The organism is Comamonas trifloxystrobinivorans, from assembly GCF_043359985.1.
Lineage (GTDB): Bacteria > Pseudomonadota > Gammaproteobacteria > Burkholderiales > Burkholderiaceae_C > Comamonas > Comamonas trifloxystrobinivorans.
In genome coordinates, this window is record NZ_JBHZGV010000004.1 from 203,042 (window position 1) to 219,323 (window position 16,282).

Below are 16,282 nucleotides of genomic sequence, written 5' to 3' on the forward strand. Positions count from 1 at the left end.
CGCGATGGAGCGCACTGCACAAGGGCGAAGGCGGCGCAGGCATGCGCAGTCTTCGTGCAGAGGTGACAAGACAGGCCCTCATACTTTGTTGCAAAGCCTTGCTGAGCTTATGTAATCCCCCTGAGCGGCTGCGCCGCTTCCCCCCAGGGGGACGGCACCGCCGCTGCAAGGCGGCTTTTGCTGGGTGCCACTTGGTTGTGGCATGCCAGTTTTTGGCGTAGTGCGCGAAATCGAGCGTGGTGTTGGGTTGCGTTGCCCTGGGCAGCAACTCCTCTCCAACGCTGGCGGCTACTGAATCTGACAATCAGAAAAATTCGGAAAATCCAACCATGGTGCAAGCTGCAAAATCCCCTCTCTCTGCCGATGGCCGTTGGCTCAATCTGCGCTTGGCACCGGGCTTGTTCCAGGCCGATACCGCAGTGGCAGACAACGCCGCAGCGGCCATCGTGGTGCAGCAAGGGCAGATGGTGTGGGTGGGGCCGCAAGAGGCCGTGCCGGCGCAATACCAAAGCCTGCCGGCGCACGATGGGGCGGGCCAGCTGGTGACGCCGGGGCTGGTGGATTGCCACACGCACCTGGTCTATGGCGGTGAGCGCGCCAACGAATTTGCCATGCGGCTGGCCGGGGCCAGCTACGAAGAAATCTCTCGCGCTGGAGGCGGCATTGTCTCCAGCGTCAAAGCCACGCGCGAAGCCAGCGAAGACGAGCTGGTGGCGCTGGCCCTGCCACGCCTGCAGCAACTGCTGGACGAAGGCGTGACGGCGATCGAAATCAAATCCGGCTACGGTCTGGCGCTGGAGCACGAGCGCAAACAACTGCGCGCTGCACGCCGCCTGGGCGAGCTGTGCGGTGTCACGGTGCGCACCACCTTTTTGGGCGCACACGCACTGCCGCCCGAGTACACCGGGCGCAGCCAGGAATACACCGATCTGGTCTGCCAGCAAATGCTGCCGGCCTTGGCCGCCGAAGGCCTGGTGGATGCGGTGGACGTGTTCTGCGAGCGCATTGCCTTCTCGCTGGCTGAGACCGAGCAGGTCTTCAAGGCCGCCAAGGCGCTGGGCTTGCCCGTGAAGCTGCACGCCGAGCAACTCTCGAACATGGGTGGTGCAGCGCTGGCGGCGCAGTATGGTGCGCTGTCTTGCGACCACATCGAACACCTGTCCGAGCACGGCATTGCCGAGATGAAAAAAGCCGGCACGGTAGCGGTTTTGCTGCCCGGCGCTTTTTATACTTTGCGCGATACCAAGGTGCCGCCGATTGCCGGCCTGCGCACTGCGGGCGTGCCCATGGCCGTGTCGACCGACCACAACCCCGGCACCTCGCCCTGCCTGAGCCTGCTGCTGATGGCCAACATGGCTTGCACGCTGTTCCGCCTGACGGTGCCCGAGGCACTGGCCGGCATCACCACGCACGCGGCGCAGGCGCTGGGCTTGCAGGCCGAACAAGGCCTGATAGCCGCTGGCCGCCCCGCCAACTTTGTGCTGTGGCCGGTGCAGCATGCGGCCGAGCTGGCTTACTGGTTTGGCAACAAACCCGCCTGCACGGTGGTGCGCCAAGGCAAGCTCTACACGCCGCGAGTGGCTTGAGAAACCGCGGCGTTCTGCAAACACACAGGATGCTCCCATGACCGATTCCCCCATCGCCGCACTGGCCCGCGCCGAAGTGCGCCCGCTGCCCGCTTACAACGCCGGCCTGTCCAACGAAGCCGTGCGTGCCCGCTACGGCGTGCACGACATCGTGCGCCTGGCCAGCAACGAGAACCCGTTCGGCGTCAGCCCCGCGGTGCGCCAAGTCATTGCCGATGTGGTCAACGATGTGGGCAACTACCCCGATGCCAACTGCACCGCCTTGCGCGAGGCCATTGCCGAGCGCACCGGCATCACAGAAAACCGCCTGGTGTTTGGCGATGGCTCGGAAGACCTGATCAAGATTTTGTGCGAAGTCTTTTTGGCGCCTGGCGACCTGGTGGTCACGCAAAGCCCGGTGTTCGGCCTGCACCAGATCTACCCGCAGATGATGGGCGCGCAAGTGCAAATGCTGGCGCTGAACAGCGAACTGGGTTTTGATGTGGATGCCTGGTGCGAGGCGCTGGCGCAAGCGCCCAAGATCGCCTTCTTGCCCAATCCGTCGAACCCGGTGGGCTGCATGCTCAATGGCGAGCAGTTCGAGCGCGTGCTGGCCGCTACGCCAGAGAACACTGTGCTGGTGGTGGACGAGGCCTATTACGAATACGCCTTGCACGACGACAACTACCCCGATGTGTTGGCCATGCTGATGGACCGCGCCGGCCCGTGGATCGTGCTGCGCACTTTCTCCAAAGCCTGGGGTCTGGCCGGCTTGCGCGTGGGTTACGGTATGGCCGACAGTGCCGAGCTGGTGTCTTTGATGGACAAGGTGCGCTCGCCCTTCAACGTGAACATGGCCGCCCAACGCGCTGCCTTGGCGGCGTGGAGCGACCCGACGCACATGCGTGCCGGCGTTGCCACCACCGTGGCTTTGCGCGAACAACTGCGCCGGCAATTGCTGGCACTGGCCGCGCCCGGCCAGCCTTTGCAAGGCCTGCGCATTGCACCTTCGGTGGCCAATTTTCTGTTCCTCGACATTGGCCGCAACAATGCCCCAGTGGCCGAGGCTTTGCTGCGCCAGGGCGTGATCATCAAGCCCTGGAAAGAGCCGGGCTTCGAGCACTTTTTGCGCGTCTCCATCGGCACCGAAAAAGACAACGACCACTTTGTGGCGGCCTTGTTGTCGGCCATGGAAAGCAGGGCGGCCACGGCCTGAATTTTTTCTCTTGATCTGCTGGGTTTCTCGTCATGACTGCTTCTTCCGCTTCGCGCTCGCTGTTTGCCGCTGATGCGCTGCTGCCCACCGGCTGGGCGCGCCATGTTTTGTTGCGCTGGGACGAAGGCGGCCAGCTGAGCGAAGTGCGCAGCGGTGTCGATGAGGCCACACTGCCGGCCAGCGGAGCAGACGCTGTCCTGCGCGCTGCCGGCCCGCTGATTCCGGGCTCGCCCAACCTGCACTCGCATGCTTTCCAGCGCGCGTTCGGCGGGCTGACCGAGTTTCGCGGCCAGGCGCAAGACAGCTTCTGGAGCTGGCGCAACCTGATGTACGGCTTTGCCAACCGCATCACGCCCGAATCGCTGGAGGCAATCGCCACCTGGCTCTACCTGGAAATGCTGGAGGCGGGCTACACCTCGGTCTGCGAATTCCACTACGTACACCACGATGTAGGCGGCAAACCTTATGCCGACGATGCCACCTTGTCGCTGGCCTTGCTGCGCGCTGCGCAGAAGACCGGCATTGGCATCACGCTGCTGCCCGTGCTCTACCAGACCAGCGGCTTTGGCGGCAAGCCGCCGCGTGCCGACCAGGCGCGCTTTATCCGCAGCACCGACAACATGCTGGCCTTGCTGCAGCAGCTGCTGCCGGCCACGCAAGCGCAACAGGCCGGCTTGGGCTTGGCACCGCATTCGCTGCGCGCGGTACCGCCCGACAGCTTGCAGGCCGCCGTGGCCGGTTTGCACGCCATGCTGCCGCAAGCGCCCGTGCACATCCACATTGCCGAGCAGACCCAAGAGGTGGACGATTGTCTCGCCTGGTGCGGCCAGCGCCCCGTGCAGTGGCTGCTGGAGCACGCACCGGTAGACCAGCGCTGGTGCCTGATCCACGCCACGCACATGACGCCCGACGAATACGCCCGCGCCGCGCAAAGCGGCGCTGTGGCCGGCATCTGCCCCACCACCGAGGCCAACCTGGGCGACGGCATTTTCGACATGCCTTTGTGGCTGCAAAACGGCGGCCGCTGGGGCGTGGGCTCAGACAGCCATGCCACCGTCAACGCAGCCGAAGAACTGCTGGCGCTGGAGTACAGCCAGCGCCTGAACCTGCGCCAACGCAATGTGCTGGGCGGCGGTGCGCAACCACAGGTGGCAACCGCCATGACTTTGCAAGCCGTGGCCGGTGGCGCCCAAGCCGCCGGCCGCGCCATTGCCGGTCTGGCCGTGGGCCAGCAGGCGGATTTTGTGGTGCTCGACGCAGAGCATGTGGCCCTGAGCGGCTTGCCCGCCGACAGCGGCCACGCCGGCCACGTATTTGCCAGCCACCGCACCTCGGCCATTGCTGATGTATGGGTGGCCGGCCAGCAATGCGTGCAAGCTGGCCAGCATGCGCAGCGCGATGCAGCGCAGCGTGCTTTTGTGCAGGCGCGCAAAGCTTTGTTGCAGGGCTGAGACGCGGCAGATTGCTGGCCGCATGCCGGCTTAGCTCGGTCGCCAGACGGCTGGCCCTGGCGATTGCAACACAGTGCAAACGCCTGCCTCTGTCGGGCAGGCGCGGCGTAATATGCAGCGTCGTCGTGTGCACCTTCTGCCTATGTCTGCTACCCCCACTGCGCCGCCAAATCTGGAACAAAGCCAGGCTGTCATCGACCGCCTTTTGCCACTGACCACGCCTTTCGCCAGTGCCGACCCCGATCTGCGCGAGCACCTGGTAGCGGCCTGGTTCGAAAAGCTGACTGCACTGCGCCAACAAGGCCAGCATGCTGCCGAAGCCCAGGCCGCCGATGCGCTGGCACAACACCTGGCCGACGCAGCGCCCGCCGATTGGCCCTGGTTGGCGCAAGCCCGTTTTTGCCAAGGCATGGCGCAGGCGCGCAACGCTGAGTTTGATGCGGCCTTGGCCACCTGGAAGGCGCTGGAGCAGCACTTTGCGCAGACCGAATCGCTGGCTGTGCGCGAGTGGCTGGTGCGTGCCGGGCTGGAATACATGGAGCTGACGGTGTACCGCGGCGCCACCTTTGCCCGTGTCGACATGGTGCGCGAGGCCGACCGCCTGGTGCAGCGCTTTGGCAAAGATGCCTGGCCTGCCACGCAGGTGCTGATGGGCAAAATCCGCCTGCGCGAGGCCGAGCTGCTGGAAGAGTTGGATTACACGCAACAAGCACAAGAGCGCTTCGCCCAGCTGCAGACCGATCTGCAGGCCAGCAACGTAGACGATTTGCGCGAAGTGGCTGCCGATGCGGCTTTGGCCCAAGTACGCATGCTGGCCCAGACCAAGCGCTGGCCAGAGGCAGTCAGCGCCATCGAGAACCTGCTGCAAACCTATGCGGGCAGCATGCACACCGGCATTCGGCAAACCTTGGCGCTGGCGCAGATGGAGCGCATCCAGTGGTGGCACCAGGAATGGCTGGAAGCGCCACCAGGCAGCAGCACGCAGTTGCAGACGGTGGCTGCTTGCGAACAGATGCAAGCGCAGTTTTCCGACAGCGACAGCGCGCCGGAAGTGCGCAGCCTGGGGCGCTGCTTGCAAGTCCATGCAGAAGCTTTGCACGAGCTGGTAGAACACGCTGGCGATGAGCAAACAGAACAAGCCGCGCAGTGGTTGGCAGCGGCCCAAGCGCTGAGCGCCCAGCATTGGCAGCGCCATGCGCAGCATGCCGATGCGCGGGTGCGCTACATCGCCTTGGAAGCCTGGCTTCATGCGGTGGACCGGCGCGCTCCAGCCTCGGCCTTGCCCGGTTACGAGCAAGCTGTGCAAGTGCTGGGCCAAGACAGCAGTGCGCAACTGCAGCCCTTGCTGGCGCGGGCCTGGCTCTACCAGGCCATGAGCCATTACGACCTGGGCCAGTACGAGCAGGCCTTGCAATGCCTGGAGCAGATGCGGCAACGCTTTGCCAACAACGGCGAGGCCGCCGTACAAATAGCGCTGGGGCGGGCCACCCGGCTGCAGGCGCGGGTGCTCATGCAGCAGGGGCAGCACGATGCGGCGTTGGCTTTGCTGCAAGCCTTGGAGCAGCAAGCCGAGCCTGCGGATTGCAACCCGCAGCAACAAGCTGCTTGGCGGCATTTGCAAGCGGTCAGCATGGAGCTGCAGGCCAGCATCTGGCTTGCCAGATCACCGTCCATGCCTGTGCAAAGCAACGGCAGAGACGAGCAGGGCGAGCGTATTCTCAGCACCCCCAGCGCTGCCGAACAGCAGCACGCTTTGGTGGTGGCGCGCATGTTGGAGCGCTTTGCGGGCGATACCGATCTGGGCGTGCAACACACCGTGCTGGAAAGCTGCTATGACCTGGCCGTGAGCCAGCGCGAGCACCTGCATTTTGAAACGGCGGTGCAAAGCTATGAACAGCTGTTGGCGCGCTTTGCGGGCGAGAAGGACGACTTCATCCAAAGCCGCGTGGCCGGCAGCTACCTGAACCTGGCCTACCTGCAGATGGAGCTGCTGGAGCGCAACGAAGACGCACTCAAAACCTACGACGCCTTGCTGGCCCTGTGTGCCAACAGCACGCGTCCGATTGCGCGCGATACCGTGGCGCGCGCCAATGCCAGCCGCCTGACTTGCCTCAACCGGCTGCAACGCCAGGGCGTGGCGGTGAACTATGGCGAGCAGTACGAAGACCTGCCGCTGGAGCAGCGCGACGCCATACAGGCGCAGGTGGACCGGGCGCGCGAGCTGCAAAACGCGCAAAAGTACCGCGAGGCCATTGCCGGGTACGACGAAGTCATCAGCGCGCACGTACAGGCCTTGCACCCGGCGCTGCGCAGAATCTGCCTCGATGCCTTGGTCAACAAAGGCTTTTGTCTGGCCCGTTTGGAGCAGCGCGAGGCGGCCATTGTGGTGAACGACGAAATCATTGCGCGCTACGGCAACGACATGAACCTGACCTTCGAAAAAGACGTGGCGCTGGCCCTGTCGAACAAGGCAGTGCAGCTGGACAAACTGGGCCGTCCTGCCGAAGAAATAGCGGTGTATGACGAGATCATTCAGCGTTGGCAAAGCAACAGTCTGGGCTATTTGCGCATGCGTGTGGCTCGCGCTTTGTGGAGCAAGGCGCTGACCTTGGCCGAGCAGGACTTGGCGCAGGCGGAAGCGCTGAACCGCCGGGTGCTGCAACACTACCTGCATGCGCCAGAGCCCGACGTGCGGCTGGAGGCGGCCAAGGCCAGCGTCAACCTGGGTGTGCTGCTGCGCAAGCAAGGCCGGCACCAGGAGGCCATTGCCCTGCAAGAAAGCAGCCTGCAAAGCCTGGGTGATGAACGGGCGCCCGACTTTCCCCTGCAGCTGAACTGGATGCGCCTGCAACTGGCGCGTTCGTACGGCGAAACGCAGCAAGTGCAGCAGCAGCGCGCCATGTATGTGGCGCTGATGTCGCGCCCGCAAGGCGAGCTGAGTGCCAAGCAGCTCAAGGCCACGCTGGATGAATACCGCGCCTGCAAGCCCGAAACTGGCTTGCAGGTGCTGCGTAAAAAGCTCATCGGCCTGCTGGGCGGGCCGCGCTAGCGATCACCTGCGCCCTGGCTGGATTAGCCGCTGCTTGCCGGGCAGGGCGGCGCGATTTTCCTACAATGGCGGGCTATGAATTCGCTCCACACCCAGCCCGCGTACACGCGCGCCCAAGATCTGCCTGCCACTTTGGCCCAGCGCCTTGTCATTTTGGACGGTGCCATGGGCACCATGATCCAGCGCTTCAAGCTGGGCGAGGCCCAGTACCGGGGCGAAGGCTACGGCGGTGCCGATGGTGCGGGCAACCGCTTCCAGGATTTTGCGTACGACGTGAAGGGCAACAACGAGCTGCTGTCAATCACGCGGCCCGATGTGATCCGCGACATCCATGAAAAATACCTGGCTGCGGGCGCCGACCTGATCGAAACCAACACCTTTGGCGCCACCACCATTGCGCAAGAGGATTACCACATGGCCGATCTGGCGCGCGAGATGAACCTGCGCAGCGCCCAACTGGCCCGCGCCGCTTGCGACAAGTACAGCACGCCCGGCCACAAGCGCTACGTGGCTGGCGCCCTGGGCCCCACGCCCAAGACCGCGTCGATCAGCCCCGATGTGAACGACCCCGGTGCCCGCAACGTCACCTTCGAAGCACTGCGCCAAGCCTACCTGGAGCAGACGCTGGCGCTGATCGAAGGCGGTGCCGATGTGATTCTGGTCGAGACGATTTTTGACACCCTCAACGCCAAGGCCGCGCTGTTTGCGGTGGACGAGGCTTTCGAGCAGACCGGCGAGCGCCTGCCCATCATGATCAGCGGCACGGTGACCGACGCCTCGGGCCGTATTCTGAGCGGCCAGACGGTAACCGCCTTCTGGCACAGCGTGCGCCACGCCAACCCGCTGTCGATCGGCCTGAACTGCGCCCTGGGCGCCACGCTCATGCGCCCCTACGTGCAAGAGCTGGTCAAGGCCGCGCCCGATACCTTCATCAGCTGCTACCCCAACGCCGGCCTGCCCAACCCGATGAGCGACACCGGCTTTGACGAAACGCCCGAGATCACCAGCCGCCTGGTGCACGAGTTCGCGGCCGAAGGCTTGGTCAACATCGTCGGCGGCTGCTGCGGCACCACGCCCGACCACATCGGCGCCATTGCACAAGCCGTCAAAACCACCGGCCCACGCAAGCTGTTTTATCCGGCTGAGGCTTGATTTACCTGCGTAGGCTGACAAGGGCGTGCACGAAAGTGCGACGCCCTTTTTTCATGCACCCACGCAAGCGGTGCAGGTGTTGAATCGCCCATTCAAGACTGGCGACGGCGCAGATAACGCCCGCCCAGTGCAGCGGCGGCCAATCCCAGCAGCGCCAGTGCAGGGGTGTCCAAGCTTGGTACGGGCATGGCACCGGTGGCAGTGGGCGGCGTCACCACGGGCGCAGGGTCTGCGCAGGCGCTCAGGCTGGCAAAGCGGGGATTTTTCTGGATGCCCCAGCCGGTGAACGGAGCCACAGGTTTCCAGGCATTGGGCGTGGTGGGAATCTGCGGATTGGCGTCAGAAAAACTGTCGGTGTACTGGCCTGCAGGGCCGGCAATAAAGACGGAAGGCGGTAGCCCCGTGGTGGGTACGCCAGCGTAAACCTCGGTCAACAGGCCGGCAAGGCCTTGCCCGACAAAGCTGCCAGCAGCGGCTCCACCCATGCCGTGGCCGGCCATGGAGAGCATGGAGGTCATGGCGCCTGCAGCGTCTGTGCTGATCTGTCCCGCGCTGACGAAATTGGTGTTGGCCTTGGTCAGGTCCTGCACAAACATCACGCTGTTGTCATTGTTCATGTACCACACCACGCAAGTGAGGTTGGCACCAGTCCAGGTCTGCCCATTGGCCGAGCTGCCGCCGTTGTCGAAGATGAGGTTGACGGTATAGCTTTCGCCGTTGACGATGGCCGGAATGCTGGAGTTGGCGATGGTGCCGCGGTAGCCGGTCCAAAACGGTGCGGCGGTGGCGCTGGCGCCTGCGGTCAGCAGCAAAGAGGCGGCTAGCAACGAGCGCAAGTGGGGTAAGGGAGGCATGGGCAGGGTTTCCTTTGGGTCAGGGATCAAGGGGCTGCGCGATGGCGCAGTGCTGTTGCAGGTTGTATCGCTTTGTGTTTTTGCTTCCATCACCCATATGGGTCAAGGGAAAACCCTGGTGAGTGCCTGAACCCTGTAGCCAGCTTGGTGCTCCCTGTGTGACAGGCCTGCCCCTGGTGTTTGTCTGGTCATCAAAAACGCTGGCTTGTGGTTACATTTCGTGCAGCAGTAAAGGAGACAAACGGCCATGCCGACTGAGCGAGTGCTGGGTGACAACGCGGGGGTAGCTGGGCTGATTCGCTGTATCTACGACGCGGCTTTGGACGCCAGGCGTTGGAGCGATTTTCTGGCTAGGTTTTGTGTGACGTTTTCGTCCGATGCAGCGCTGATTTTTGGCCAGGACTTTTCCAGTCAGACGGTGGAAGTGACCGGCGGCCCCACACAGTTGGCGGCGCACCATGGTTTCAGCGACAGCGCGATCCGCGATTTTGGCGCGCATTACTGCCATGGCAATGTGTGGACGAGCGACGAGCGTTTGCACCGAGAGGGCTGTGTGGTGGTTGGCGCGCAGCTGTATCCCGAGAAGTACCTGCTGCGCACCGAATGGGGCGATTGGATGCATTCGCAGGACCTGTTCCATACCTTCGCCGCGGTGGTGGAGAAGCGGGAGCAACGCAGCTTCAATCTATCGGGCTTGCGCAGCCAGCGTGGCGGACCGTACAGCGATGCCGAACAAGCGCGTTTGTACGGGCTGATGCCACATTTGCAAACGGCCTTTGCCTTGCATCGGCGCTTGCATCGCACCGAGGCGCTGGCGCAGGCCTCCCTGGCGGTTCTGGATGGTTTGCCGATTGGCGTTGTCTTGCTCGGTGAGCAAGCCCGGGTTTTGCATGCCAACACGCGTGCGCACCACATGCTGCAGCGCAGCGGCTTGTTGCGTTTGGGGGCCGATGAGTACTTGCACGCAGCGGCCGCCAATGACGAGCTGCGCTTGCAAAGGGCCATGCGCTGGTCGGTGGCTACGGGTCAAGGCCAGCCGATCAGCGCTGGTACGGCCATGCGTTTGAGCGGCCTGGATGGCGGGCAACTGCAGCTCTTGGTGACACCGCTGCCGCAGTGGTCGCAGCCGTTTGGCCAGTACGCTGCGGCTGCGGTTTTCATCAGCGACCCGGCAGCCAAGCTGCAGTCCATGGAACAAGCTTTGCAAGGCTGGTATGGCATGACACCTGCCGAGGCCCGTTTGACGCAGGCGCTGGTCCATGGCCTGAGTTTGCAGGAATACGGGGCGCAAGCCGAGCTGTCGTTCCACACCGTGCGCAGCCAGCTCAAAGCCGTAGTGGGCAAAGTGGGCGTCGGGCGCCAGGCTGACCTGGTGCGCGTAGTGCTGACCGGTCCTGCAATCATGCGGTGGCAAAGTCCCGCTGGGTATGGCTCATAGGCACGGGGGCGGTTCAAGCACTGTTTCCCGCTGTGCCCCTACAGCTCCATGCCAGCATCGCTCATGCGCCGGGCGTAGACGCTGAGCACCACGCGCTCGGAGTGGGTCAGGTAGTCGTGCATCAGCTTGGCGGCTTGTTCCATGTCGCCGGCTTCAAAGCGCTCCAGCATGGCGGCGTTCATGTCGATATAGGGCGCGTGCAGAAACTCGGCATCGCTGAGCATGCCAAAGGCCAGGCGCAGCTCTACCAGCAGGTGCGAGAACAAGGTGTTGAGCCGTTCGCTGTCGGCCAGCGCCACCACGGCTTTGTGGAAGCGCATATTGGCCGTGCCTACTTCTACCCATTGGCCGCTGTCGCGTAGCGCGCGTTGCTCATCCACCGCCTCACGCATTTCCTTGCGCGCCGGGTGCTGCGGAATGGCCTGGGCCAGGGCCTGGCATTCGATCATGCGGCGCACGCGGTAAATATCCATGATGGAGGCCATCGAAGGGATGGCGACGAACACGCCGCGGTTGGGCACATGGCGCAGCAGGCCTTCCTTGCTGAGCAGGCGAAACACCTCGCGCAAGGTGTTGCGCGAAATATCCAGGCTCTCGGCCAGTGCCACCTCGGACAGGCGGGCGCCGGGCTGGAACTCGCCGCGTACGATTTGCTGGCGGATCTGCTCTGCAACGCGATCGTTGAGGGAGAGGGAGGGCGCGGCAGCAGTCATGGCAGAGGCTCGGATGGTGGGGGAGGGGGCTGCGCACCATGATAGCGGCGCTGCTGCCGGGCCTGGCGCAAAAGCCTGCGCTCTGCAGCCGACGTGACAGCGGCGCGGCCTGTGCAGCGTGGCGACCACGGGTATACCCCGCCGCACTTTTGCATATTGTTTGGCTAAAATCGAAAATTGTTGAACAAAACGCAGCTCAGCAGCCTGGGCTGCGCATGCCCATTTGCTGCCGCAGCCGCCAGACAAGGCCCCGTATGGCCCGGGCCGGCTGCTGTCGCTTGGCGCACCAAAATACCGTTGGCCGCGGCTTGCCGGCCCACTGCTTGAAGGAAAGAACCATGACCCTCGCGATGGATTTGAACAGCGACCTCGGCGAAAGCCTGGGCGCCTGGACCATGGGCGACGATGCCGCCATGCTGCAGATCGTCAGCAGCGCCAATGTGGCCTGCGGCTTTCATGCGGGCGATGCGGCCGGCATCTTTGCCACCTTGCATCAAGCCAAGGCCAACAACGTGGTGGTGGGCGCCCATGTGGCGTACCGCGATCTGGTCGGTTTTGGCCGCCGCAATATGGATGTGGCGCATGCCGATCTGGTGGCCGACGTGATCTACCAGATTGGCGCATTGCAAGGCTTGGCCGCTGCAGCGGGCACGAGCGTGCGTTACGTCAAACCGCACGGTGCGCTCTACAACACGATTGCGCAAGATAAAAAGCAGGCTGCCGCCGTGATCGAAGCCATGCAGGCCGTGGGCGGCCAACTGGCGCTGGTGGTGCTGGCCGGATCGCCGCTCACGCAGTGGGCGCAGGATGCGGGCTTGACCGTGATCGCTGAAGCCTTTGCCGACCGTGGCTACACGCCGCAAGGCACCTTGGTATCGCGCCGCGAGCCCGGTGCCGTACTGCACGACCCGGAGCTGGTGGCCCAGCGCATGCTGCAGCTGGTGCAGCAAGGCACGGTGCAGGCCAACGATGGCTCCACCGTCCAGGTGCAGGCCGATTCGATTTGCGTGCACGGCGACAGCCCTGGCGCCGTGGCCATGGCGCGTGCAGTGCGCGAGAAGCTGGAAGCCGCAGGCGTGCAAATCCGCTCGTTCACCGACAAGGCGGCTGCATGAGCGCTCGTGCACTGCGCTTTTTGCCAGTCAGCGACCGGATCTTGCTGGTGGAGCTGCAAGACCTGGCGCACACGCTCGATTTGCTGGCCGCCTTGCAAGCAGCCTTGCCGCCTGGCGTGCGCGAGCTGGTGCCGGCGGCGCGCACTATTCTGATCGAGTTTGACCGCTGGCAGACCAGCGCTGCCGAGCTGCGCCGCCATATCGCGGCCCTGCCCTTGGGGCGGCAAAACCTGGTGGCGGGGCAGCGGGTTGAGATCCCCGTGCATTACGACGGTGAAGATCTGGCCGAGGTGGCGCAACTGCTGGGAATCGATGTGGCAGAGCTGGTTCGCCGCCACACGGCCGAAGACTACAGCGTGGCCTTCTGCGGCTTTGCCCCTGGCTTTGCCTACCTGAGCGGCGGCCACGCCAGCCTGAACGTGCCGCGCCGCAGCTCGCCGCGCACCAAGGTACCTGCGGGCTCGGTGGCTTTGGCGGGCACTTTCAGCGCCGTCTATCCCAACGACACGCCGGGCGGCTGGCAATTGCTGGGCCGCACCGAAGTGCCGATGTGGGATTTGCAGCGCAACCCGCCCGCCTTGTTGCAGCCCGGCATGCGCGTGCGCTTTGTTGATGCCGCTACAGCGAGCGTTGCTGGCGCTGCGTCTACCGATTCATCGGCAGGCAAAACACAAACATCTTCGGGCCCTGCAGTACCTGCAACCACGCGCAGTCAGGCTTCGATGCTGGTGCGTGCACCCGGTTTGCAAACCCTGGTGCAAGACGCTGGCCGTGCCGGCCAGGCTGGGCAAGGCGTGTCTGCCGCTGGCGCTTTGGACCAGGCCGCCATGCGCCGCGCCAACCGTTTGCTGGGCAATGCAGAGAATTTGCCGGTGCTTGAAGCGGCCGCCGGAGGCTTGCAACTGCAAAGCGTGGGCGCCACCGTGGTGGCGGTAACGGGTGCTACGGGAACGCTCAAAATTCAGGCCAGCGATGGCTGCAGCTGGTTTGCCGAGCGCAATGCTGCGCTGGCCCTGAACGATGGCGATGTGCTGCAACTGGGCGAGCCCGCTACCGGTGTGCGCAGCTATGTGGCGGTGCGCGGCGGCTGGCTGGTAGAGCAAGTGCTGGGCAGCGCCAGTACCGACACTTTGGCGCGCATTGGCCCGCCAGCTTTGGCTGCAGGCATGGCCTTGGCGATAGGCGATGAGCGCTTGGCGGGCGCCGTGCAAGCGCCCGATCTGGCTCCGCCAGTTTTGCCCCAGGCGGGCGATACCGTGGTGCTGGACGTGGTGATGGGCCCGCGCACCGATTGGTTCACGCCCGAAGCCGTGGCGCGCTTTGCCGAGCAGCGCTGGCTGGTAACGCCGCAATCCAACCGAGTAGGTTTGCGCCTGGCCGGCGATGAAGCGCTGGTACGCAGCATCACGCAAGAGCTGCCCAGCGAAGGCACGGCGTTGGGCGCCATCCAGGTGCCTGCCAGCGGCCAGCCTGTGCTGTTTTTGGCCGACCACCCGCTGACCGGTGGCTATCCGGTCATCGCTTGCATAGCTTCGCACCATATCGATCTGGCTGGCCAGGTGCCGGTGGGCGCGTTTCTGCAGTTCCGGGTACTACAGCCTTTTGCCGAGATTGCCTAGCGCGGTGCTGCGCACTGTTGGGCAGCAGATTGACGAAGAAAAATTTTGATCGCCAGCCGAGGTGAAATATGAAAAAAGTTCTAGTGGCCAACCGCTCCGAGATCGCCGTGCGCATCATCCGCGCCTGTGCCGACCACGGTTTGCAAAGCGTGGCGGTGTATGCCGACGATGACATCGACGCCTTGCATGTGCGCATGGCCGATGAAGCCTATGCGCTGCAAGGCCAGCGCCCGGCCGAGACCTATCTCAACATCGACAAACTGATCGCCGTAGCCAAGCAAAGCGGTGCCGATGCGGTGCATCCTGGCTACGGCTTTCTGTCGGAAAACGCAGGCTTTGCGCGTGCCGTGATCGGCGCCGGCCTGACCTGGATTGGCCCGCCGCCGGCCGCTATCGAGCAATTGGGCGACAAAGTGCAGGCGCGCAAGCTGGCGCTGAGCGTGGGCGCGCCGCTGGTGGCGGGTACGCCCGAGCCGGTGAAGGACGTGGCCGAGGTGCATGCGTTTGCCCGCGAGCACGGTTTGCCGATCGCCATCAAGGCCGCATTTGGCGGTGGCGGGCGCGGCTTGAAAGTGGTGTGGAAGGCCGAAGACATTGACGAGCTGTACGGCGCGGCCGTGCGCGAAGCAGTGACGGCCTTTGGCCGGGGCGAATGCTTTGTTGAGCAGTTCCTCGACAAGCCCCGCCACATCGAAGCGCAGGTGATGGCTGATCAGCACGGCCATGTGCGAGTGCTGGGCACGCGCGATTGCTCGCTGCAACGCCGCAACCAAAAGCTGGTGGAAGAGGCACCTGCACCTTTCCTCACCGCCGAGCAGCGCGAGCGCATTCACCAATCGGCCCGCCAAATCTGTCAGGCCGCTGGCTATGTGGGCGCGGGCACGGTGGAATACCTGCTCAGCCAAAGCGGCGCGATCTCTTTCCTCGAAGTCAACACGCGTCTGCAGGTGGAACACCCGGTGACCGAAGAGACCACCGGTACCGATCTGGTGCGCTTGCAGTTCCGCGTGGCCGAGGGCGAAGTGCTGGCCGACGAGAGCACACCAGCGCCCTACGGCCACGCTTTCGAGTTCCGCATCAACGCCGAAGACGTAGGCCGCGGCTTTCTGCCAGCACCCGGTTTGGTGACGCGCTTTGAAGCGCCCTCCGGCCCTGGCGTGCGCGTGGACAGCGGCGTGCAAAGCGGCTCGCTGGTGGCGGGGCAGTTTGATTCGATGCTGGCCAAGCTCATCGTCTGGGGGCCAACGCGTGAAGTCGCCGCACAACGCGCTCGCCGTGCGCTCAAAGAATTCAAGATCGAAGGCGTACCCACCGTGCTGCCTTTCCACCAGGCCGTGATGCAGCATGCCGATTTCGTCAATGGCGAGAAGATGGGCGTACACACCCGCTGGATCGAAACCACGCTGATGCCGCAATGGGATGCGCAACCCGAAGCGCGCCCGCAACCCGCGCCGGACAACAGCTTGCAGCGCGTGGCGATCGAGCTCGACGGCCGCCGTGTGATGCTGGGCCTGCCTGCCGGTTTGTTCTCTGGCCTGGCCGTACCCGCAAGCAGTACGGCAGCAACGCCGCAAGAGACGGTGGATGCGAATGCTGTGACTGCTGCATCGGCCGGTACTTTGACGGCCTGGAAAGTGGCAGATGGCGCCGAGGTAGCAGCCGGCGAGCTGATCGCCGTGATGGAAGCCATGAAGATGGAAATGCAGCTGAACGCCCCACGCGCCGGCCGCATCCGCTTGCTGGCCGAGGCTGGCAGCTACCAGGCTGCGGGTGCGGTGATTGCACGGATGGAGTGATGGTTTTTGGCCGCTGGTTGGTGCGGCCGTGCAGGGGGAGGCTTAGGGGCGCTTCAGCATTGTTGGCAATGCTTGCCGCTGTTGGCCGGGTCTGAGCCGCACCCCAGAAGTTGGACATAGATCCAACTTTCAGGGTGTTTTATGACCAAATACGATACGGACTTCAAGCTCCGGGCGGTTCATGCGTAGCGGGGCAATCGGGGCAACCTGCGATCACAGCAAATACTGGCGTGCGGCAAAACTCCCTTCGCGCCAAAGCGCTGCGGTCAAACAGCTGCCGCAAGTCAGAGCACGAAGTTTGGCTGTCCTGCGGC

The 16,282-nt window shown here is 64.1% G+C and carries 11 protein-coding genes; 9 read left to right on the plus strand and 2 right to left on the minus strand.

Annotation, left to right across the window (positions count from 1 at the left end):
* Positions 1–329: 329 nt before the first annotated feature.
* The 5 genes from hutI to ACFIQF_RS05845 all read left to right on the plus strand — a co-directional run bounded on the left by hutI (position 330) and on the right by ACFIQF_RS05845 (position 8,433).
* Positions 330–1,586 (plus strand): imidazolonepropionase, encoded by a 1,257-nt coding sequence (gene hutI / locus ACFIQF_RS05825; protein ID WP_393941000.1) that lies wholly within the window; start codon positions 330–332, stop codon positions 1,584–1,586.
* 37 nt (positions 1,587–1,623) lie between these two features.
* Positions 1,624–2,781, plus strand: coding sequence for a histidinol-phosphate transaminase (locus ACFIQF_RS05830; RefSeq protein ID WP_393941002.1), 1,158 nt, complete (start codon positions 1,624–1,626; stop codon positions 2,779–2,781).
* Between the two features lie 32 nt (positions 2,782–2,813).
* Positions 2,814–4,232 (plus strand): formimidoylglutamate deiminase, encoded by a 1,419-nt coding sequence (locus ACFIQF_RS05835; protein WP_393941004.1) that lies wholly within the window; start codon positions 2,814–2,816, stop codon positions 4,230–4,232.
* Between the two features lie 142 nt (positions 4,233–4,374).
* A complete protein-coding gene (locus ACFIQF_RS05840; protein WP_393941005.1) occupies positions 4,375–7,281 on the plus strand; it encodes a tetratricopeptide repeat protein in 2,907 nt (968 codons plus the stop codon).
* A gap of 75 nt (positions 7,282–7,356) precedes the next feature.
* Entirely contained in the window at positions 7,357–8,433 is a 1,077-nt protein-coding gene (locus ACFIQF_RS05845; RefSeq protein WP_393941007.1) for a homocysteine S-methyltransferase family protein, read from the plus strand.
* Between the two features lie 92 nt (positions 8,434–8,525).
* On the opposite strand, the gene ACFIQF_RS05850 is transcribed toward ACFIQF_RS05845, so the two are convergent.
* Positions 8,526–9,287 (minus strand): hypothetical protein, encoded by a 762-nt coding sequence (locus ACFIQF_RS05850; RefSeq protein WP_393941009.1) that lies wholly within the window; start codon positions 9,285–9,287, stop codon positions 8,526–8,528.
* 247 nt (positions 9,288–9,534) lie between these two features.
* Between ACFIQF_RS05850 and ACFIQF_RS05855 the strand changes: the two genes are divergently transcribed.
* Positions 9,535–10,725, plus strand: a complete 1,191-nt coding sequence (locus ACFIQF_RS05855) for a helix-turn-helix transcriptional regulator (protein WP_393941011.1) — start codon at positions 9,535–9,537, stop codon at positions 10,723–10,725.
* A gap of 38 nt (positions 10,726–10,763) precedes the next feature.
* Here the strand turns inward: ACFIQF_RS05855 and ACFIQF_RS05860 are convergent, their stop codons facing one another.
* A complete protein-coding gene (locus ACFIQF_RS05860) occupies positions 10,764–11,438 on the minus strand; it encodes a GntR family transcriptional regulator (protein WP_393941012.1) in 675 nt (224 codons plus the stop codon).
* A 338-nt stretch (positions 11,439–11,776) separates the two neighbouring features.
* Here ACFIQF_RS05860 and ACFIQF_RS05865 point away from each other — a divergent pair, with 338 nt between their 5' ends.
* The 3 genes from ACFIQF_RS05865 to ACFIQF_RS05875 all read left to right on the plus strand — a co-directional run bounded on the left by ACFIQF_RS05865 (position 11,777) and on the right by ACFIQF_RS05875 (position 15,968).
* Positions 11,777–12,553 (plus strand): LamB/YcsF family protein, encoded by a 777-nt coding sequence (locus tag ACFIQF_RS05865; RefSeq protein ID WP_393941013.1) that lies wholly within the window; start codon positions 11,777–11,779, stop codon positions 12,551–12,553.
* Complete coding sequence (locus tag ACFIQF_RS05870; RefSeq protein WP_393941015.1) at positions 12,550–14,172, plus strand: 5-oxoprolinase subunit B/C family protein; 1,623 nt, start codon at positions 12,550–12,552, stop codon at positions 14,170–14,172. The genes ACFIQF_RS05865 and ACFIQF_RS05870 overlap by 4 nt, the downstream gene beginning before the upstream one ends.
* 68 nt (positions 14,173–14,240) lie before the next feature.
* Positions 14,241–15,968: an acetyl/propionyl/methylcrotonyl-CoA carboxylase subunit alpha gene (locus ACFIQF_RS05875; RefSeq protein WP_393941016.1), complete on the plus strand. Its 1,728-nt coding sequence runs from the start codon at positions 14,241–14,243 to the stop codon at positions 15,966–15,968.
* Positions 15,969–16,282: the final 314 nt, after the last annotated feature.